Genomic DNA, 19185 nt, shown 5'->3' on the forward strand with positions numbered 1-19185 from the left:
TTGCATCCATCGCGCCGCCTTTCCTCGTCGATGACCCGGCGAGCGGCCCCCGGCGTCTACCGGCCGCGCCCCTTTCGATCGTGCGCGGCGGCCGGCGCGACATCGGCGATCACGCTCGCGAGCGTCGGCATGTCCACCGGCTTGCGCAGATACGCGTCGAAACCGGCCGCCATCACGCGGTGCCGGTCGGCGTTGCCGGCGTGCGCCGTGATCGCGACGACGGGCACGCGCCCGCTGCCGCCCGGCAAATGTCGGATACGGTCGAGCAGCCAGAAGCCGTCACCGTCCGGCATCGCGAGATCCGACAGCACGACGTTCGGCGCCTGCCGTTCCACCACGTCGAGCGCGTCATGCCCCGATTGCGCGGTCGACACTTGCGCGCCCATCGTTTCGAGTGCCGCGGCGAGGCTCGCGCGCGATGTCGCATCATCGTCGACGACGAGCACACGCTGGCCGTCGAGCGTCGTCGTATCCGGCGTGCCCGCCGTGTGCGGCAGATTCTCGGCGGGTTCGTCGACGTCCCAGCCGGCCGGCAGCGTGACCGTGACGGTCGTCCCGCGTCCGGTGCCGGCGCTCGTCGCGACGACTTCGCCGCCAAGCAGTTGCGTGAGGTTGCGCACGATCGACAGGCCGAGCCCGAGGCCGCGCTTCGGCGACGCAAAGGCGCGTTCGGGCCGGCTGAACGTCTCGAACAGATGCGGCAGGTATTCCGGCGCAATACCCTGCCCGGTATCGGCGACCGACAGCCGCACACGCTCGCCCGCCCGGGCCAGCGACACGACGATGCGGCCGCCCGGCGGCGTGAACTTGATCGCATTCGACAACAGGTTCGACAGGACCTGGCGCACGCGCTCGCGGTCCGCCGGAATCACGCAGGTGGGCATCTCGTAACGGGTCGACAGCTCGAGCCCGCTCGCCTGTGCGGTTGCATCGAGTTCACGCGTGGCATCGCGCACGACCCGCACGAGATCGACCGGCACCCGCTCGAGGCGCAACCGGCCCGTCGCGAGCGACGACGCGTCGAGCAGGTCGGCAACCATATGCGACAGCGACCGTGCGCTGCGATCGATCGCGTCGACCGCCTGTTGCGCGAGCCCTTGCCCGTCGATGTTGCGCAGCACCTCGACCCAGCCGTAGATCACGTTCAGCGGCGTGCGCAGTTCGTGCGACACCGTGGCCAGCAGTTCGTCCTTCAGCCGGTTCGACGTGTCCGCCTGCAAGCGTGCGTCGCGCGCGCCGCGCAGCGAGCGCATGTGGCGCCGCTCGTCGCGGCGTCGTGCGTGCGCGTCGCGCAGCGTCATCGACAGACCCGTGCAGTTGCCCTGCGCGTCGACGATCGGCGACGCGGCGACGGTCGCGCGAAAACGGCCGCCGTCGCGTCGCACGCACAGCACGTCGAAGGGACCGACCGGCGCAGGCAGATTCGCGAACGACGCAGGCAACGGATGGCGTCGCAGCCAGCGCGGCGCGATCATCGCGGTGATGTCGCGGCCGGCGGCCTGCGTTGCGTCGAGGCCGAAGATCCTTCGCGCCGCCGGATTCCAGCTCGTGATCCGGCGTGCGGCATCGACGCCGACGATCGCGTCAGGCGACGCATCGACCACGCGGCGCAGCAGGCCGTCGTCCGGTACGGGCATGCGCGGGCCGGGCGTCGGCTCGCGACGCGGCTCGTGCGCATCGGCGTCGCCGTCGTTATCGGGTTCGCGCAGACGATCGTTCGCGAGCAGCGGCTTCATCGCCCTCACGAGCACGCACTCGACGAAGCTGATCGCGGCGAATGCGCCGACCTGCGCGAGCGGCGTGGCCATCGATGCGTCACGCCACCCGAGCGCAGCGATCACGGCGACGCTGAACGCGGCGGCAACCAGGCCGCCGCCGAACGACGTCAGCCACGCGGCAGCCGCAACGCCTGCGTAAAAAGGCAGCGGCGCAAATGGCGCGTGCTCGCCGCCGACGCGAACCGCCCACGCCTGCAGCGCGGACGCCAGCCCGACGGCCAGCACGATCCATGCACCCTGCCGTAACAGCTCACGGGTCAGGGTTCTCATTGCATCCTTGCCTCGCGCCGGCTCCGGTCGCACGGCGTCACGCCGCGGGTCGACCATCCGGCCTGCCGTGCGGCGTGCCGGGCGAGCGTGATGGGGTCAGCAAGTGGCATACCCGGTTCGGGCTGCGGATGGCCGGATGGTGTGCCACGCCGGGTGGCCTGGCTGCGTGGCAACCCTGCGGGCCGGGCTGCAGCGGCCGGTGTCGCGGGCCGCGTCAGTGCACCCTGGACGCGACCGGTTTTTTCAGCGGAATGATGTAAAAAAGCACCGACCCGATACCGCGATTCGTGTCAGGAACCGCGATGGCCTGATTCTTCCGTCCCCGCCGCGCACATTGGAAATTTCTATTTTGCGGCACCTTCACAGCCGTTTCGCTGTCGATGAAAATATTGCAATCAACGGAACGCGTGATGCCGATTTTCAAAACGGCCCGCGAAACGCAGATGGGAGATATCGCAAACCGTATGAAGCAGCGGGTCGACGGGCGCCGGTTGTCCGGCCGGTCCTCTGCGATGCGCACGCTGCTCGATCGCATCGAGAAAATTGCACCGACCCGCGCCAGCGTGATGATTGCCGGCGAAAGCGGGGTCGGGAAGGATATCGTCGCGCGCCGGCTGCACGATCTCAGCGCCCGGCGGGACGGCCCGTTCGTCCCCGTGAACTGCGGCGCGATTCCGCCGGATATCGCGGAATCGCAATTGTTCGGGCACGAGAAAGGCAGCTTCACCGGCGCGATCGCGCAACGGGAAGGCTTCTTCGAAGCCGCGCGCGGCGGCACGCTGCTGCTCGACGAGATCGCGGAAATGCCCGCGCCGCTGCAGGTGAAGCTGCTGCGGGCGATCGAATCGAATGTGATCGTGCGGGTGGGCGGCACCGAGCCGATTCCGCTCGACGTGCGGATCGTGTCGGCCACGCGCCACAACCCGGCCGAAGCCGTGCGCGACGGCCGGCTGCGCGAGGACCTGTTCTACCGCCTCGCCGCGTTTGCGCTGTACGTCCCGCCGCTGCGCCAGCGCGACAGCGACATCGAGACGATCGCACTGGAGTTCGTCGAAGCCCTCAACGCACGCCATCATGCGCACAAGCGGCTGACCGGGGCGGCGATCGCGGCGCTGCGCGCGTATTCGTGGCCCGGCAACGTCCGCGAGCTGCACAACACGATCGAGCGCGCGTACATCCTGGCGGACGAAGGCATCGACGTCATGCTGCCGAAGCCGGTGATGCCGCCCGAACGGCTGTCGGAGAACACGATGGCGCTGCCGCTCGGCGCGACGTTGCACCATGCGCAGCAGCGCTTCATCGCGGCGACGCTGCACCACTTCGACGGCAACAAGCCGCGCGCCGCGAAAGCGCTCGGGATCAGCCTGAAAACGCTCTACAACCGGCTCGCGCTGATGCCCGACAACGGCCGCTCCTGAGCGGCGCGGCCGTCTGTTCCACAAGCCGCGTCAGGCGACCTTGAACCGCCCGACCGTGGTCGCCAGCGCGTTCGCCTGCGATTGCAGCGCGGTCGCGGCGGCGGTCGACTGTTCGACGAGCGCCGCGTTCTGCTGCACCATTTCGTCGAGCTGCGTGACCGCGCGATTCACTTCCTGGATGCCGCGCGTCTGCTCGTTCGCCGCGTGCGTGATCTCGGAGATGATCGTCGTCACGTTCGACACGTTGGACACGATCTCGCGCATCGTGTCGCCGGCCTGACGCACCTGCCCGGACCCGGCCGACACGCTCGCGACCGTCGATTCGACCAGCACCTTCACTTCGCGCGCGGCCTGCGCGCTGCGTTGCGCGAGGCTGCGCACTTCCTGCGCGACGACCGCGAAGCCGCGGCCCTGCTCGCCCGCACGCGCCGCTTCGACGGCCGCGTTCAGCGCAAGGATGTTGGTCTGGAACGCGATCCCGTCGATCACGCCGATGATGTCGCCGATCCGGCCCGATGCTTCCTCGATCTTCTCCATCGTCGCGACGACGTCCGACACGACCACGCCGCCGTGCGACGCGATCCGCGACGCGGCCGCCGCGCGTTCGTCGGCCTGGCCGGCGGCCGCCGCCGACTGGCCGACGGTCGCGGTGATCTCTTCCATCGATGCGGCCGTTTCCTCGAGGCTTGCCGCCGCCGATTCGGTGCGCGACGACAGGTCCTGGTTGCCCGCCGCGATCTCGTTCGCGGCCGTGCGCACCGATTCGCTCGCATCGCGGATCTCGCGCATCACGTCGTTCAGCTTGTCGACGAAGCTGTTGAACGAGCGGGCGATGTCGGCCACTTCGTCACGGCCCTCGGCCGGCAGGCGCTGCGTCAGGTCGCCAGCACCCGAGCCGATCGCGGCCATCGCCTGGCGCACTTGCGACAGGCGGCGGAACGCGGTCGCGGTGATCGCGCCGATGATCAGCGAAGCCACACCGACGATCACGAGCAGCGTGATCAGCGAAGCGGTCAGCAGCGAGCGCATCCCGGCCGTCGCTTCGTTCTTGTCGAGCAGCACCAGCGCGTACCAGTCGGTGCCCGGCACCGGGCGCGCGCGCACAAGCTTCGCGTCGCCGCCGACCGTCACCTCGACGGGCGCGGTCGCGGCCGCGATCGTCGCGCCGTTCATCGCGCCGAGCTCGGGCGACACGTCGGCGACCGGCTTCAGCGTGAGCTTCGCGTCAGGGTGTGCAACCACGTGGCCGTTGCTGTCGATCAACATCCCGAAGCTCGCGGGCGTCGGGTGGATCGTCTTCACGTTCGCGATCACGGTGTCCATCGAGACGTCCGCTGCGACGACGCCCTTGAGCGCGCCGTCGCGCAGGATCGGCACCGCGAACGTGACGACGAGGTTGCCCGTACCGGCGTCGACGTACGGCGGCGTGACGACCGGCTTGCCGGCCTGCGCGGCCTGCTTGTACCACGGGCGGCCGGTCGGATCGTAGTCGGGCGGAATGCCGGTCGGGTCGGAGAAGTGGAACACCTTGTCGGCATAGCCCGCGTAGACGTTCGTGAAACCGCCGGCCGCGGCCATCTGCTTGAACACCGGCAGCGGATCGGGCGTCAGCGCGGCATCCTGCAGCGACGCGATCATCCGGCTCCGGGTAGCAACCCAGTCGGCGATCCCGACCACGTGGCCGCTGGCGACGGAGGTCAGGTTGCGGTCGATCGCGTCGTCGTTGTACGAACGCGCGATGAAGTAGTTGATGAGCGTGGTGGCGACGAGCGCGAACACGACGATGGCGACGCACGCGGCGAGGATGCGGGCGCGGATGGAGGAGAACATGGCAACGACTCGGTAAGGGAGCGCGAACGCCCGGTGGACGAATTCACCGGGTAAACGGCAATCGCGCGGCTTACTTGAGGCCGCCGTGACAATTCAGTGAAACATATGACAAAAGACCGTGCCGCCTGTCAGGAAATTGTCGGGAGATTGTCGGGATGACTGCGCTAGCCGGCGCATCGGCCGCACCGTCACCGGACGCGACGACAGCGCAACGACGGTACCAACGATCCTGGGAGCGGCGATCGAAGCGAGGTTTGAACAGGCCGGTTTGCTGTCGACGGATGCACGAATGTCGACCAGGATCCGGCCCTGGCCTTGCGACGGATCGTGTCGCGTCCGCGGCGTCAGCCGCGGCGCTCGACCGTCACAGGCGATGGCTCGGACGCGGAACGGCGTCCGCGGGCGGCGCATCGGCCCGCGTGTCGTTATCGAGATCGTCCTGCTGGCGCATCCGGTCGCGGAGGTGCCGGATCGCGAACACGTGAATGTAGTCGTGCACCCGCGCGCCGGACGACAGTACGCGCACTTCGTCGTCGAGCATCGCTCGTAACTGATCCGAACCGATCGCGCGCTGTTTGGCGGCTTCCTTGAGTGAATCGAGCAAATTGTCCTTGGACATCGACGGACTCCTGACGGTCGAGGAACGAAAAGAAGAAGGTACCGGAAGCTTAAAGACTGAATGGCAGCCCGGCGTGCGATGCGCCGGCGCGTGTTTGCGCGCGATCAACGACACGTTGCGTGCGGTCGTGCCGGTCCGTCCCCGAACCGGCCGCGCCATATCCGCGGCGCAAACTGCCCGCGAACGAGACTGGAATCCCTGCCACGCCACCCCGGGGCGCGGCACCGGTCGACTGGCAAACGATGGAACGCCGCTCGACGTCGATGCACTGGCGAACTTAGACCGGCCGAAATCATGCGTCAAGCGACGTCTGCCGCGCGCGGTCCATTCGTCGGAATGAACGCGACGGATCGCCGCCGGGACGGCCGATCGGCCGCCCTGCGTGTCAGCGGATTCCGATAGGCGCCGCGCATTACCTGACAGCGACTTCAGCGCGCGCTGCTTGGCAGCGCACGGGCGCCACACGATACTGGTGACATGGACGAAACGTTCATACGGGTCATCGCTCAGCCGGCCGTCGAGCCGGCACGCGGGGCCTGGCGCAGGAGACCAACCATGGGACATCGCAACTTACCGGGCCGGGACGGCCAGCGGCGCGCGTCGGGCAACGCGCGCGCCCTGCCCGCCAAGGCCGTGCCGGCCGGCAATCGTCCGTCCGACAATATCGACACCTTGCTTGCGCTCGCCCGCGAAGCCGGGTTGCTCGTCACGCTCGACGCGCAGATCGGCCGCGAAAAGTACCAGAGCGTCGCGGGCTCGGTTCTCGCGTTGCAACGGTTCGCCGCGGCACTCTGTGCGCGGGCCGCACCCGACGCGCCGACCATTGAGGAGCCACGCCGCAAGGCGCGCCCCGGCTGGCCGCACGCGAACCGCCTGCGCAACCGCACGTGCAGCGCGTGCGCGCCGCTGCATGTCGCGCACCAGCGCTCGCGGGTGCGCCGCGGCGCAGGCCGACGGCACGACCTGCGCTGGATGCTTCGCGCGACCTGAGCGTTCAGGCAGCCGTTGCATGGCACGGGGTCGTGCGACGGCAAGTGCACCACGTACGCCGGCAGCGGCGCGCATGCCGTAACGCCACCGCGCGCCCTCACGCAACATGACGCGCCGTTCCACACGGCCGCAACGACAACGATTCCTGCGAGGCAAGCAAACCAGACGGGGCCAACTACAACACGAACGAGGAAAGCGGGCGGGGTGGCTTGCACCCCGCCCGTCCCCCAAGGCAACCATCGGCTGCCTACCCTCGTGCCAGAGAGTTCTTGATCAGATGACGCGCCGTGCATCGCACGTTGCGGCTCTGGAAATGGATGTCACGGCTGTGAATGCACCGTCGATCGCAGCCTTTGATGCACGCGTTGCGACGTGGCAGCGCAATGCACGACAGACCGCCCGCGTTGCCGGATGTTCCGTCAGTCAATGTCTCACGCGATATGCGCTCCGTTTCTGATGCAGGTCAACCCAACCCTGCTTCGCTCTCGACATCGCACGATTTATTCGGCACCGCGCACGAGCAGCACGGGCACCTGTGCGAGATGCGCAACGCGGCGTGCGACGCTGCCGATCAGCCAGGCGGCGATACCGCGCCGGCCGTGCGTGCCGACCACCAGCAATTCCGCACGCCAGTGCACGGCGTCGCGCATCAGCGCATGGGCCACGTCGTCGCTGGTCGGACGGGTCTCGACGACACCGCGCTTGGTCGGGTTCCCGGTCGCATGGAACAGCGGGCCGACCTTCGCGAGCGCGTCCTCGCCCTCCGCGCGATAGGCATCCTCCAGCGCGCGCACCGGCACGATATCCGTCAGACGAACCGCACGATCGATCACATAGGCCGCGTACAGCAACGTCGTCGGCGTCGCGAAGCCGAGCCCGACGCGCACCGCGTGCAGCGACGGCTCGCTGCCGTCGACCGCGAACATCAGCCGCTGCAGGCTGCCGTCCGACGGCCGCGCATACGCGGCCGGCACGATCAGCAACGCGCAGCGCGCGCGCGACGTCAGCGTGTCCGACATCGCGCCTTCGACGAGCCGCAGCAGCCCGTGATGCGGATTCGCGCCGACCACCAGCACGTCCGCGCCCCATGCCGACGTGTCGCTCACCAGTGCATCGGCCACCGAGCCGCCCGTCACCGACGTATCGACGATGGCCTGCTCGACCTCGATGCCGCTATCGGCGAACAACGCCGCGATCCGTTCGTTGATGGCTTGCGCCTCGCGCATCAGGTCCTCGCGCGCGGATGTCAGCAGTGCGTCGATGCGCGGGATGTCGGGCAATACGAGGCGCGGGTTGTCGATCGCGCAGACGATGCGCAATCGCATGCCGGGACGCAGCAGCGTGCGCGCATAGCGCGCGGCGGACAGCGATTCGGGCGTCGGATCGACGGCCAGCGCGATTCGCGCAAGCGTCGGGATGGGCTGGGCAGGCTGCATGGCGAAGGCCTCCGTGCGTGCGCGTCGTCGCGGAACGACGACGGGAGCTTCGCGCTGAAGTGGCGCACGGCGGCCGGACGGCCACCGTGATCGCGACGGTTACTGGGATCGGCGGGTTGCCACGCGAAGCGCGGACAATCGATTCGTTCAGCATAGGTCGTCCGGCCCGCACGTGCATGATCGCGATCAAGGGGCGCTCGGCCCCCTGCCCGTGCTGCTTACGACTTCGTCGGCACAGATACCGCCGGACGGTTCGCGTAGAACAGCGCATACGCGATGCCGAGCAGCACGATCCATACCGGCCCGATCACGAGCGCGACGCGCGTGTCGGGCGTGAACGCCATCAGCACGACGACCAGCACGAGAAAGCCGAGCGCGACGAACGAACCGAGCGGATAGAACGGCACGCGGATCGGCAGGCGCGCGATCTTGTCAGCCGACAGCGTGCGGCGAAAGCGCATCTGCGCGATCAGGATCACGCACCACGTCCAGATCGCACCGAACGTCGACACCGACGTGAGCCACGTGAACACGTGCTGCGGCGCGAGATAGTTGAGCAGCACGCCGATCAGCAGCAGCGCGACCGACACGATCACGCCGTACACCGGCACGCCGTTGCGATTGACCTTGCCGAGCGTGCTCGGCGCCTGGCCCTGCTGCGCGAGGTTGTAGAGCATCCGCGCGGTGCTGAACAGACCGCTGTTGCACGACGACAGCGCCGCGGTCAGCACGACGAAGTTGATGATGCCGGCAGCGGCCGGGATGCCGAGCCGCGAGAACGTCATCACGAACGGGCTGCCCTGCGTGCCGATCTGGTCCCACGGATACAGCGACATGATCACGAACAATGCGCCGATGTAGAAGATCAGCACGCGCCAGAACACCGAGTTCACGGCCTTCGTCAGCGACTTCTCCGGGTTTCGCGCCTCGCCGGCGGTGAGGCCGAGCATCTCGACGCCGAGATACGCGAACATCACGATCGGCAACGCGGCGATCACGCCGTTGAGGCCGTTCGGCATGAAACCCCCGTGCGCCCACAGGTTCGACAGGCCGATCGCGACACCGCCGTTGCCGATGCCGAACGCGATCATCAACCCGCCGCCGATGATCATCAGCACGATCGTGACGATCTTGATCAGCGCGAACCAGAATTCGAATTCACCGTACAGCTTGACCGCGATGAAGTTCACCGAGCCCATCGCCATGAGCGCCGCGAGCGCCCAGATCCAGTTCGGCACGCCGGGGACCCACATGTGCATGTAGACGCCGACCGCCGTGATTTCCGCCATGCAGGTGACGATCCACACGAACCAGTAGGTCCAGCCGGTCAGGTAGCCGGCCAGCGGCCCGAGGTAGTCGCGCGCGTAGCGGCTGAACGCGCCGGCGACAGGATTGGCGATCGCCATCTCGCCGAGTGCGCGCATGATCAGGAAAATCGCGATGCCGCCCAGCAGGTAGGTCAGCAGGATGGCCGGGCCGGCGACGCGGATCGCGGTGGCCGAGCCGAGGAACAGGCCGACGCCGATCGTCGCGCCGAGCGCCATCAGGTTGATGTGCCGCTCTTCCAGCCCGCGGTGCAACTGGTCTTCTGGTTGTTTCAAGTCCGTCTCCTGGCAGCCGCGAACGGGCCGCCGTCATTGTCGATATCAATGCGCGGCCGTTCATGCCGAAAACGAAATAATCTCCGCCGTCGCTTCCTGAATAAGAAACGACACGGATGCTGCGTCAATCCGATTGGAATCGCCGCGGATTATCGATATTTTCCGGAACAATCCGGAAAACGGATCGGGACTTTCACGGAATACGCCCGCGCGGCCCGTGTGACGCGGCTGAGCGCGTGACGGGCGGCAACGGGATCAGTCGCTTTCAGCGCGAACGAACGCGCGTCGAGTGTGCGCGATCAGGCGCACGCAATAGGCAGGCGGGATTATAAGAATGATCAGACGTTTCACGCCAGCCGATTTTCGTAAAAATCGGAGTGCGTGAAATCAGAGGTGGGATTCGGATGCGCGCGACATCGCGCGCGCATTTACTTGGACAACGTCGCCCTTACCGTATATTCGCCTTCGAGCGCGCCGTGGTCGGGACGCACGAAATAACGCGACGCATCGAGATCGGCCGGCAGCGGCTCGACCGGATAGCCGTGCTTTTCCCACGCGTCGAGCCCGCCCTTCAGCGCGCGGATGTTGTGGATCATCTTCTTGCGCTGCATCTTCGCGATCAGGCGCTTCGCAGTGGCCTCATTCGGACACACGCAATAGACGACGATCGGCCGTTTCAGCAGTTCGGGGTCCAGCAAGTCCGGTGAATCGAGATCGACCGGCACCGCGCCGGCGATCCGGTACGGTTCGCGCTCGCGGATCGCTTTCGGCCGCGCGTCGAAGATCAGCGGCGGCTCGTCCGACGTCATCATCTCGACGAGCTGCGGCGGCGAGATGCGCACCTGCGCGAGATAGCGGCGGAACTGCACGCGACGCACCCAGCGGTACAGCAGGAACGTGACGAAGATCGCGAGGAACGCATCGAGGATCGTGCCGCCGCTCGCACGCACCCACAGCACGAACTGGACGATCTGATCGTGAACGGCCGCGCCGCCGACCAGCCAGAACGCGGCCCACAGCGACGCGCCGGCCAGGTCCCAGAACAGGAACACGCCGACGCCGATGGCGGTCGTGCCGAGCAGCGGCGCCGATACGAGGCCGAGGCCCGGCAGGAATTTGGACAGCACGAGCAGCGGCGCGCCGTATCTTTCGAATACGTTACGTGCGAAACGCAGCGTCGTGTCGAGCGACAGCGAGAAGCGCACGAGGCCGTTCAGCAGGCGACGGCCGCGCGTGCGGCCCATGAAGAACCACAGCGAATCGGCCAGCATCGTCGCGCCGATCGCCGCCGCGAACATGCTGACCCAGGACGCCTGCCCCATTGCCGCCATCGTACCGCCGAGAATCAGCATCGGGACGGCCGGCACCGGCACGCCGAGCTGCGTGATCAACACGCTCGCGAATACGGCCCACGGGCCGAGCGACGACGGAATAGCGATGGGAAAGTGCCACACGGCGGCGCTCCTGGAAGGCATGCAGCCGCGCGACGGTGGCCGCCGGACGGCTGCGCAACGGGCGCCGCGGCACGTCCGCAGCCGACCTGATGCATCACGGCATTCTAAACGGGTTTGGCCGCGATCGCGCGGAACACGCCCCATCGGCACCGGCTTCGCGCCACGGGTTGCACCGCCGTGACAGTCACCTATCCGTGCGCTGACGCTGAGCAAGCTGCACGACGTGTTCCGCATAGTCGGGAAACGCGGCGGCCAGCGCGGCTGCGTCGGCCAGTTCGAATTCCGCGAACTCGAAGCCCGGCGCCACCGTGCAACCGACGAGCGCGACGTGCTCCGGCGCCGCGCAGCGGGCGCCGAACCAGCTCCCGGCCGGCACGACCGCCTGAAACACGGTGCCCGGATGCGTGAGCGGGTTGCCGAGCCGATGGATCGTCAGCCCGTCTCGCTCGTCGAGCACCCACACTTCGATCGGGTCGCCCACGTAGAAATGCCAGACTTCGTCGGAACGGATCCGGTGCCACGACGAATACGCGCCGTCGCACAACAGGTAGTAGATCGCGGTCGACGCGGCACGTGACGCGCCGTCGGCCGGACGCACGACCGAATCGGTCGCACGGTAGGTTTCGCGGAAATAGCCGCCTTCGGGATGCGGCTGCAGGTCGAACTGGCGAATCAGGTCGGTGGCGGAAATCGGCATGGCGGATGACGTCGGTAAGGTAAGGAGCCGGGCACCCGGCGCACGGCCACGCTTCGCTCATCGCGAACGTGCGCCGCATGCCGCCGGATGCTGCTGCGTCGATCGCCGCGGCCATGCGCGCGGCGAACAAGCGGACACCGGTCGATGCTGCCAGAACTGCGTGTCGGGACGCAACCGCGGGCACGCGAAACGCGCCCGTCGGGTGCGTCGGGCGTACCGCCCTCGCCCGGCCGATGTGACAGACGCGACAGCCGTGCTCACGCGCCGCGCGTCGTGGGTTTCCGTTTCGTCAGGACGTCATCCGGCGAATGGGCGGGACAGTCGCCGCCCGCGACCGCCCATGCGCCAGCGTCAGCGCCTTGCCGCGCGCGTCACGCAGCCGCCGGTGCGCCGGGCTCGCTGTGCCGCACCAGCAGCACGGGCCGGTCGGCCGCGCGCAGCAGCGATTCAGCGACACTGCCGAGCAGCAGCCGGCGCAGGCCATGCCGCCCGCTCGTGCCCATCACGATCAGGTCGGCGCCGGCTTCGGCCGCCGTGCGCATCAGCACCGTGGCGACATCCTCGCCGTAGGCGTCGAGCGCGCGCACGGTGCCTGACACACGCTCCTGGGCGAGCGCCGCTTTCGCATCGTCGAGCACCGGTGTCGCGGCATCGGCCGCAGCCGCATCGCCATCGCGCTCGGCCGCGAAGCCCGCATCGACGTCGACGAGCTGCGGCCGGTGCTCGACTACGTACGCGCAAGTCACTTCGCCGCCGGACGCCGCCGCGATCCGGATCGCCTCGTTCAGCGCGAGACGCGCACTCGGGCTGCCGTCAAGCCCGACGAAAATCCGCTTGTACATGGTCCGTCCCTCCGACCGGGCACGCATCGCGCGTTGCGCGACGGCGGCCCGTAATCGCCACCCGGCCCGGTGCCCGGTGGCCTGCCGAACAGTCTGCCCCACGTGCCGACGCGCCCGTTGATGCGCGTCAAGCGCGCCGGGCGCGCCCACTGCTTCACGCCGGTTGCCTCAATTTCCAGTGCCCCATTACAAAAAACATGTAAATCGCGCACAATTTCATCTTGAAAATAGACGTTCCGTGCGGCCGGTGCGAGTTTTGCCCGGTTTTGCTGCGCTGCCCTCGTGCCACGGGGCGGCCCCCGACAACAGAATGGCCATCGAATGACCGCAAGTGGAACCCCGACGCGTGACGCCCGAGGGCCCACGCGCCTCCAGATCATGTTACGCCAGCCGCTCGCGGCCGGCGTCGTTGCACTGTGCGCCGGCGCCGCGCTGTCGCTCGGCGTCGCGCTACTCGTGCGCGAGCAGTGGCAAGGCGCCGTCCATACGCGTTTCGAACGCCGCACGACGCACGTGACGGCGATGCTTCGCCACGAGCTGCAATCCGGCGCGGCCGTGCTCGAAGGCGCGCGCGGTGCGTTCAGCCTCGTCCCGGGCATGACGCCCGAGCAATGGCGCCGGTATGCGGACACGCTCGACCTCGACAGCGGCCGCTCGCCGGTTCGCCAGATCGGCTATGCGCCGCTGCCGCCCGCGACGCGCATCGCCCTCGCCGGCGCGAAGCCGATGCCGATGCCGATGCCGATGCCGGCCGGCACGCTCGCGACCGCCGCGCTCAGCGCACCGGCGTCGAATTCGCCCGTCGTGCGCTTCGGCGCGTCCGACGCCGCACCGCTTGCGCACGCGCTGCAGACCGGCGACGTCGCGCTCGGCGTCCACCCTGCCGACGACGACGCGTCCCGCGACGCCCGCACCTTCACGCTGTTCCTGCCGGTTGCCGCGTCGCCGCATGCGGCCGCCACGCCGCCCGGCCTGCGCGAAACCGGCGCCGACGGCGTGCTGTTCGCGGCGTTGAGCCCGCAGCGCCTGGTCGAGCGCGCGCTCGACGCGGAACGCGGGATCGACGTGCGGATCACCGCCGGCGGCGATCGGCGCGTGATCGTCAGCGTCGAAACGACGACTGACGAGGCCTCGGCATCGCCCGACCTGATGCGGCGCACCGACGAGCTGAATTTCGGCGGCACCGCGCTGACGCTCGCGTATTCCGCGGACGGCCGCCCGAGCGCGACCGGCGCGCAGCGCGCGGCCGGCACCGTGCTCGCTGCTGGGCTGATCGCGTCGATCGCGTTCGCGGTGCTCGTCCATGCGCTGCTGCGCGGCCGCTCCGGCGCCGCCGATCCCGGCCGCGGCATCCTCAACGAGGCGCGGATGATGGGCATCATCCGTTCGTCGATGGAAGCGATCATCACGATCGACGAAAAGCAGACGGTCGTGATCTTCAATCCGATGGCCGAGCAAGTGTTCGGCGTGTCCGCGATGGAGGCGATCGGTGCGCCGCTGTCGCGCTTCATCCCCGAGCGGTTCCGCGCCGCGCACGCGAAGCACGTCGACCAGTTCGGCGTGACGGGCGTGTCCGAGCGGCAGATGGGCCGCCAGCGGGTGCTGTTCGGGCTGCGCGCCAACGGCGAGGAGTTTCCGATCGAGGCCTCGATCTCGCAGATCCGCGACGCGTCCGGCAAGCTTTATACGGTGATGCTGCGCGACATCACCGAGCGGCAGCGCGCCGACACGGCGCTGAAGCAGTCGCGCGAGGAATTGCGCGAACTGTCGGCGAACCTGCAGAACGTGCGCGAAGAGGAAAAGACCCGCATTGCGCGCGAGCTGCACGACGACCTCGGCCAGCAGCTCACCGCGCTGAAGATGGATCTGTCGGTGGTCGAACAGCAACTGCGCGTGCCCGGTCGCACGCAACCCGACGAAGTCATGCAGTCGCACCTGCAGGGCATGCGGCGGCTGATCGACGCGACGGTCGCGTCGGTGCGACGCATCGCGGCCGACCTGCGGCCCGTGATGCTCGACGATCTCGGCCTCGTGCCCGCGATCGAATGGCTCGCGAGCGATTTCACGAACCGCTACGGGATCGATGTCGAACGGCACATCGAAACCGGCGGCCTCACGTTCACCAGCGCGGGCGCGACCACGTTGTTCCGGATCGTCCAGGAAGCGCTGACGAACGTCGCGCGCCATGCGGATGCGACGCGCGTCGCGCTGCGGCTCGACGTCGAGGACGGCTTCTGCGTATTGCGCGTCGCGGACAACGGCCGCGGCTCGGCGCCCGGCGGCCCGACCCACGAAGACAAATCGTTCGGCCTGATCGGCATTCGCGAACGCGCCCACATGCTGGGCGGCACCGTGACGATCGACACCGCGCTCGCGCGCGGCTTCTCGATCACTGTCGCCTTCCCGCTCAGTACCGTACAACAGGAAACGCTCATCACATGATCAAGGTGCTCATCGCCGACGACCATACGCTCGTACGCGACGGTCTGCGGCACATTCTCCAGAACGCCACCGGATTCGAGGTGGCCGGCGAAGCCTGCGACGGCCCGTCGACGATCGCGCTCGTGCGCGCCACGCCCGCGCAGGTGCTCGTGCTCGACCTGTCGATGCCGGGCCGCAACGGCGTCGAGCTGATCAAGCAGATCAAGGACGAGAAGCCCGCGTTGCGCGTCCTCGTGCTGACCATGCACGCGGAGCAGCAATACGCGGTGCGCGCGTTCCGCGCCGGCGCGTCGGGGTATCTGACGAAGGAAAGCGCGAGCGCCGAGCTGGTCGGCGCGGTCACGAAGGTGGCGTCGGGCGGCGTCTACGTGAGCCTCGCGATGGCCGAGCAGTTCGCGCAGAGCCTGAACGAGCCGGCCGAGACGCTGCCGCACCAGCGGCTGTCCGACCGCGAATTCGACGTGTTCCGGCGGATCGCCGCCGGCCAGACGCTGACCGAGATCGCGAACGCGCTGTGCGTGAGCGCGAAGACGGTCAGCACGTACAAGACGCGGATTCTGGAAAAGATGCAGATGCCGCACGAAGCGGCGCTGGTGCGTTACGCGATGCGGCACAAGCTGCTCGACGAAACGGACGACGTGTAACGGGCGACGTCCGGCAGCGGATGGCGTGTGTCGCCCGGCCGCGCGGCACGCGTTGGACCGGGCGGCGCACGACGCTTACTTGGCCGGCACCGGGCACGCGAGATCGCCTTCCTCGCACGACAGATAACCCTTCAGCGTTTCGGTGCGCGCTTTCGTCAGATCGTCCAGGCAGGTCGACACGACCATCGGGTACGCACTGCCGCCCTCGGCGTTCGCGCTGGAGAAGTTGCATTCGGCATCGCGGTACGCGATCCAGGCACGCTGCGCATTCACGAGTTTGTCGGCAAGCGGCCGCGCATCGCGCAGGCGCGCGGTGACGGCCTGGTAGGTCCGGTTCAGTTCCCCGTCGGATTTCTTGTACGCGCGATCGGCGCATGCCGTCATCGCCGCCTGATCCGTCGCGTCGGCACAATTCGCCTGCGCATGGGCGAGGTTCGCCGCCAGCGCCAGCGAGCACAGCAGACCGGTCAAGACACGCATGGATGCTCCTTGTTGTTCGTTGAAGTCGTGGAACCCGGTGCCGCGCCTGCCGCGCTGTCGCGCATCGGCGGCCGTCTCGCGGCGACACCGATCGCGATGCTAGCGCACGCGCGCCGGCTTGTCAGCCGGCGTCGCAGCATGCGACGGCTTGCATATCGGCCCTCCGCACCTACACTTAAAAATCGATACGCCGCTTCAGGCCCGCGCTATCGCATCCATCCCGTCTCCGCTTCCGCGCATTCCTCAGCGCAATTCGCGTTCGCATCGCCGAGCGGGGTGACGATTCGTCGGTCAGCTTCCTCCCCCAGCCCAACGTGCCATCGCCGTCGCTCCCTGGAGGGAATCATGAGCTATCACCTTGAAGGCCGTCTGCTCGAGGTCTGCAACTGTCGCGTACTCTGCCCGTGCTGGATCGGCGAGGATCCGGATTTCGGGGTCTGCGACACGATCGTCGCCTGGCATGTCGACAAGGGCACCGTCGACGGCCTCGATGTGGGCGGCAACACGATCGCCGCAGTGTGCCGCGTGCCGGGCAACATCCTGCAAGGCAACTGGACCGCTGCGATCTACCTCAGCGACACGGCGTCCGACGCGCAGGAGCAGGCGCTGCTCAAGGTCTACACGGGCCAGGCCGGCGGCCCGATCGCCGAGCTCGCGAAACTGATCGGCACGGTCGTGTCGATCGAACGCGCCCCCATCACGTTCAACGTCGAAGGGGCGCGCGGCACGCTGTCGATCGGCACCGACTACCACGCGGAACTCGAGCCGTACCTCGGCCCGAGCGGCGCGCAGACGACGCTGACCGACACCGTGTTCTCGACGGTGCCCGGCGCGCCGGTGTTCGTCGGCAAGGCGCCCGTCTATCGGTCGAGGAATGCGGCGATCGGGATCGACGTCGATCTGAAGAATCACAACGCGCTGCAGAGCACGTTCCTGTTCGACGCGTGAAGCGCGATCGCGCGCCAACGGTCATGGCTGCGTCGCTGCATCGGCGCCTGTTCCCGCTCGTGCTCGCGAGTCTCGTCGCGTTCGCTTGGCTCACCCTGTGGGCGTGGACGCGTAGCCCTTACGGGCGCTACCTCGACCACGGCGGCAGCGCGTCGGCCGAACCGTTCAGCGCGCTGTGCCGCGCGCTGCCCGGCGGCACGCTGTGGCTGCCGGCCGCGTTCGCCGCGGCCGGCTGGACGCTGATGATCCTCGCCATGATGCTGCCGACGACGCTGTCGCTGTTCGATGCGTTCGCCCGCGTCGTCGCAAGCCGCCCCGATCAGACGCGCCTGCTGGCGCTGGTCGGCGTCGGCTACGTCGCCACGTGGAGCGGCTTTGGGCTCGTCGCGCATGCCCTGCACGGGCTGCTGCTGACCGGTGTCGCGCGGGTGCCGGCGCTCGCGTGGCGTGGCTGGCTGATCGGCGCGGCCGTCTTCGCGCTCGCCGGCGCGTTCCAGTTCAGCGGACTGAAGACGCACTGCCTCGACCGGTGCCGCACGCCCTACAGTTTCGTGATCAGCCGCTGGCGCGGCCGCGCGCCGATGCGTCACGCGTTTGCGCTCGGCGTCAGCCACGGGCTCTTCTGCGTCGGCTGCTGCTGGGCGCTGATGTTGCTGATGTTCGTCGTCGGCGCCGGCAGTCTCGGCTGGATGCTGGCGCTCGCCGCGTTGATGGCCCTCGAGAAGAATGCGTCGTGGGGGCAGGCGCTCACCGCGCCGCTCGGCGCCGCGTTGTTCGGCGCGGCCGTGCTGATCGTCGCCAGCCACGCATGAGGCCCGCGATGCGACCGCCCGCCTCCGCCTTCGAGCGGCATGTCCGGCCGGGCGTGCGCGTCGCCGCGCTGACGTCGATCGCGATGCTCGCCTTCGCGTCGAATTCGCTGCTGTGCCGACTCGCGCTGCAGGCCGGACGGATCGACGCGGCCAGCTTCGGCAGCCTGCGCCTCGTATCCGGCGCGCTGCTGCTCGCGATCGTCGCGCGTGCGGGGGCACGACAGCCCGCCCCGCGAGCCGACTGGCCCGCCGCGGCGATGCTGTTCATCTACGTCACGTGCTTCTCGTTTGCGTACCTGACCGTCAGCGCGGCCACCGGCGCGCTGATCCTGTTCGGCGCGGTGCAATTGACGATGTTCGCGGCAGGATGGCACGCCGGCGAACGGTTTGCCGCGACCGGATGGGCCGGGTTCGGCGCGGCGCTCGGCGGACTGGTGTATCTCGTGTCACCCGGGCTCGCCGCACCGACGCCGCGCGGCGCCGCGCTGATGACGGCCGCCGGCATTGCATGGGGCATCTATTCGATACGTGGCCGTCGGCCCGTCGATCCGGTCGCGGCAACCGCCGGCAACTTCCTGCGTGCCGCGCCGCTGGCACTCGCGCTGAGCGTCGCACTCGCCGCCCGCTTTCACGTCACGCCGGCCGGCATCGCGCTCGCCGCAATTTCCGGCGCGCTGACGTCGGGCCTCGGCTACGTGGTCTGGTATGCCGCGCTGCGGCACCTCACCGCGATGCGCGCCGCGGCGGTTCAGCTCTCCGTTCCGCCCGTCGCCGCGTGCGGCGCCGTGCTGTTCCTGTCGGAACAGCCGACATGGCGGCTCGCGCTCGCATCGGCCGCGATCCTCGGCGGCGTCGCGGCCGTGCTCGCGACGCGGGCACGGCAGGCGGGCAGCATGCGGTGATGCGCATCAAGTTGCAGTGCGC

Annotated in this window: 16 protein-coding genes and 1 pseudogene; 8 read left to right on the forward strand and 9 right to left on the reverse strand. The window is 68.6% G+C overall.

What is annotated here, in order from left to right; all coding sequences use genetic code 11:
* Window positions 1-56: 56 nt before the first annotated feature.
* Window positions 57-2048, reverse strand: coding sequence for an ATP-binding protein (locus LGN17_RS00205; RefSeq protein ID WP_226194657.1), 1992 nt, complete (start codon window positions 2046-2048; stop codon window positions 57-59).
* Between the two features lie 380 nt (window positions 2049-2428).
* Between LGN17_RS00205 and LGN17_RS00210 the strand changes: the two are divergent.
* A pseudogene (locus tag LGN17_RS00210) lies at window positions 2429-3466 on the forward strand (sigma-54 interaction domain-containing protein).
* A gap of 30 nt (window positions 3467-3496) precedes the next feature.
* Here LGN17_RS00210 and LGN17_RS00215 read toward each other — a convergent pair.
* Complete coding sequence (locus LGN17_RS00215; RefSeq protein WP_226194659.1) at window positions 3497-5296, reverse strand: methyl-accepting chemotaxis protein; 1800 nt, start codon at window positions 5294-5296, stop codon at window positions 3497-3499.
* Window positions 5297-5660: 364 nt separating this feature from the next.
* Entirely contained in the window at window positions 5661-5915 is a 255-nt protein-coding gene (locus LGN17_RS00220) for a DUF3562 domain-containing protein (protein WP_226194660.1), read from the reverse strand.
* On the opposite strand from LGN17_RS00220, the gene LGN17_RS00225 reads away from it, so the two are divergent.
* Entirely contained in the window at window positions 5908-6255 is a 348-nt protein-coding gene (locus LGN17_RS00225) for a hypothetical protein (RefSeq protein ID WP_226194661.1), read from the forward strand. The two genes, LGN17_RS00220 and LGN17_RS00225, sit on opposite strands and share 8 nt — an antisense overlap.
* Before the next feature lie 215 nt (window positions 6256-6470).
* On the forward strand, window positions 6471-6905 hold the full coding sequence (locus LGN17_RS00230) for a hypothetical protein (RefSeq protein WP_226195258.1): 435 nt from the start codon (window positions 6471-6473) through the stop codon (window positions 6903-6905).
* 500 nt (window positions 6906-7405) lie between these two features.
* Here LGN17_RS00230 and LGN17_RS00235 read toward each other — a convergent pair whose 3' ends face one another.
* From LGN17_RS00235 to LGN17_RS00255, 5 genes are all read right to left on the reverse strand, one after another.
* Window positions 7406-8341, reverse strand: a complete 936-nt coding sequence (locus LGN17_RS00235; RefSeq protein ID WP_226194662.1) for a universal stress protein — start codon at window positions 8339-8341, stop codon at window positions 7406-7408.
* A gap of 218 nt (window positions 8342-8559) precedes the next feature.
* On the reverse strand, window positions 8560-9942 hold the full coding sequence (locus LGN17_RS00240; RefSeq protein ID WP_226194663.1) for an amino acid permease: 1383 nt from the start codon (window positions 9940-9942) through the stop codon (window positions 8560-8562).
* A gap of 428 nt (window positions 9943-10370) precedes the next feature.
* Window positions 10371-11396: a DedA family protein/thiosulfate sulfurtransferase GlpE gene (locus LGN17_RS00245; RefSeq protein WP_226194664.1), complete on the reverse strand. Its 1026-nt coding sequence runs from the start codon at window positions 11394-11396 to the stop codon at window positions 10371-10373.
* Window positions 11397-11580: 184 nt separating this feature from the next.
* Window positions 11581-12093 carry a cupin domain-containing protein gene (locus tag LGN17_RS00250; protein WP_175968469.1) on the reverse strand — a complete coding sequence of 171 codons (513 nt, stop codon included), beginning with the start codon at window positions 12091-12093 and terminating at the stop codon, window positions 11581-11583.
* Between the two features lie 371 nt (window positions 12094-12464).
* A complete protein-coding gene (locus LGN17_RS00255; protein WP_226194665.1) occupies window positions 12465-12935 on the reverse strand; it encodes a universal stress protein in 471 nt (156 codons plus the stop codon).
* 321 nt (window positions 12936-13256) lie between these two features.
* On the opposite strand from LGN17_RS00255, the gene LGN17_RS00260 reads away from it, so the two are divergent.
* Entirely contained in the window at window positions 13257-15377 is a 2121-nt protein-coding gene (locus tag LGN17_RS00260) for a PAS domain-containing sensor histidine kinase (RefSeq protein ID WP_226194666.1), read from the forward strand.
* Window positions 15374-16021, forward strand: a complete 648-nt coding sequence (locus LGN17_RS00265) for a response regulator transcription factor (protein ID WP_006483707.1) — start codon at window positions 15374-15376, stop codon at window positions 16019-16021. Before LGN17_RS00260 ends, LGN17_RS00265 begins: the two co-directional genes overlap by 4 nt.
* A 75-nt stretch (window positions 16022-16096) precedes the next feature.
* Here the strand turns inward: LGN17_RS00265 and LGN17_RS00270 are convergent, their stop codons facing one another.
* On the reverse strand, window positions 16097-16501 hold the full coding sequence (locus LGN17_RS00270; protein ID WP_175968466.1) for a lysozyme inhibitor LprI family protein: 405 nt from the start codon (window positions 16499-16501) through the stop codon (window positions 16097-16099).
* A 345-nt stretch (window positions 16502-16846) separates the two neighbouring features.
* Here LGN17_RS00270 and LGN17_RS00275 point away from each other — a divergent pair, with 345 nt between their 5' ends.
* Genes LGN17_RS00275 through LGN17_RS00285 form a run of 3 tightly spaced genes read left to right on the forward strand, consistent with a single transcriptional unit; the run spans window position 16847 to window position 19163 of the window.
* The gene (locus tag LGN17_RS00275; protein ID WP_226194667.1) at window positions 16847-17449 is read left to right on the forward strand and encodes a DUF1326 domain-containing protein; all 603 of its coding nucleotides are present in this window, start codon (window positions 16847-16849) and stop codon (window positions 17447-17449) included.
* A gap of 23 nt (window positions 17450-17472) precedes the next feature.
* Window positions 17473-18261 (forward strand): DUF2182 domain-containing protein, encoded by a 789-nt coding sequence (locus LGN17_RS00280; protein ID WP_226194668.1) that lies wholly within the window; start codon window positions 17473-17475, stop codon window positions 18259-18261.
* An 8-nt stretch (window positions 18262-18269) separates the two neighbouring features.
* On the forward strand, window positions 18270-19163 hold the full coding sequence (locus LGN17_RS00285) for a DMT family transporter (protein ID WP_226194669.1): 894 nt from the start codon (window positions 18270-18272) through the stop codon (window positions 19161-19163).
* The last annotated feature ends 22 nt before the right edge of the window (window positions 19164-19185 follow it).

The sequence above is a fragment of the Burkholderia sp. AU30280 genome (assembly GCF_020420125.1).
GTDB lineage: Bacteria > Pseudomonadota > Gammaproteobacteria > Burkholderiales > Burkholderiaceae > Burkholderia.

What these genes read in the sequence shown, in the direction of transcription:
- LGN17_RS00205 (WP_226194657.1), bottom strand. Translation starts at nt 2,048, where the DNA reads ATGAGAACCCTGACCCGTGAGCTGTTACGGCAGGGTGCATGGATCGTG.
- LGN17_RS00215 (WP_226194659.1), bottom strand. Translation starts at nt 5,296, where the DNA reads ATGTTCTCCTCCATCCGCGCCCGCATCCTCGCCGCGTGCGTCGCCATC.
- LGN17_RS00220 (WP_226194660.1), bottom strand. Translation starts at nt 5,915, where the DNA reads ATGTCCAAGGACAATTTGCTCGATTCACTCAAGGAAGCCGCCAAACAG.
- LGN17_RS00230 (WP_226195258.1), top strand. Translation starts at nt 6,471, where the DNA reads ATGGGACATCGCAACTTACCGGGCCGGGACGGCCAGCGGCGCGCGTCG.
- LGN17_RS00235 (WP_226194662.1), bottom strand. Translation starts at nt 8,341, where the DNA reads ATGCAGCCTGCCCAGCCCATCCCGACGCTTGCGCGAATCGCGCTGGCC.
- LGN17_RS00250 (WP_175968469.1), bottom strand. Translation starts at nt 12,093, where the DNA reads ATGCCGATTTCCGCCACCGACCTGATTCGCCAGTTCGACCTGCAGCCG.
- LGN17_RS00255 (WP_226194665.1), bottom strand. Translation starts at nt 12,935, where the DNA reads ATGTACAAGCGGATTTTCGTCGGGCTTGACGGCAGCCCGAGTGCGCGT.
- LGN17_RS00260 (WP_226194666.1), top strand. Translation starts at nt 13,257, where the DNA reads ATGACCGCAAGTGGAACCCCGACGCGTGACGCCCGAGGGCCCACGCGC.
- LGN17_RS00265 (WP_006483707.1), top strand. Translation starts at nt 15,374, where the DNA reads ATGATCAAGGTGCTCATCGCCGACGACCATACGCTCGTACGCGACGGT.
- LGN17_RS00270 (WP_175968466.1), bottom strand. Translation starts at nt 16,501, where the DNA reads ATGCGTGTCTTGACCGGTCTGCTGTGCTCGCTGGCGCTGGCGGCGAAC.
- LGN17_RS00275 (WP_226194667.1), top strand. Translation starts at nt 16,847, where the DNA reads ATGAGCTATCACCTTGAAGGCCGTCTGCTCGAGGTCTGCAACTGTCGC.
- LGN17_RS00280 (WP_226194668.1), top strand. Translation starts at nt 17,473, where the DNA reads ATGGCTGCGTCGCTGCATCGGCGCCTGTTCCCGCTCGTGCTCGCGAGT.
- LGN17_RS00285 (WP_226194669.1), top strand. Translation starts at nt 18,270, where the DNA reads ATGCGACCGCCCGCCTCCGCCTTCGAGCGGCATGTCCGGCCGGGCGTG.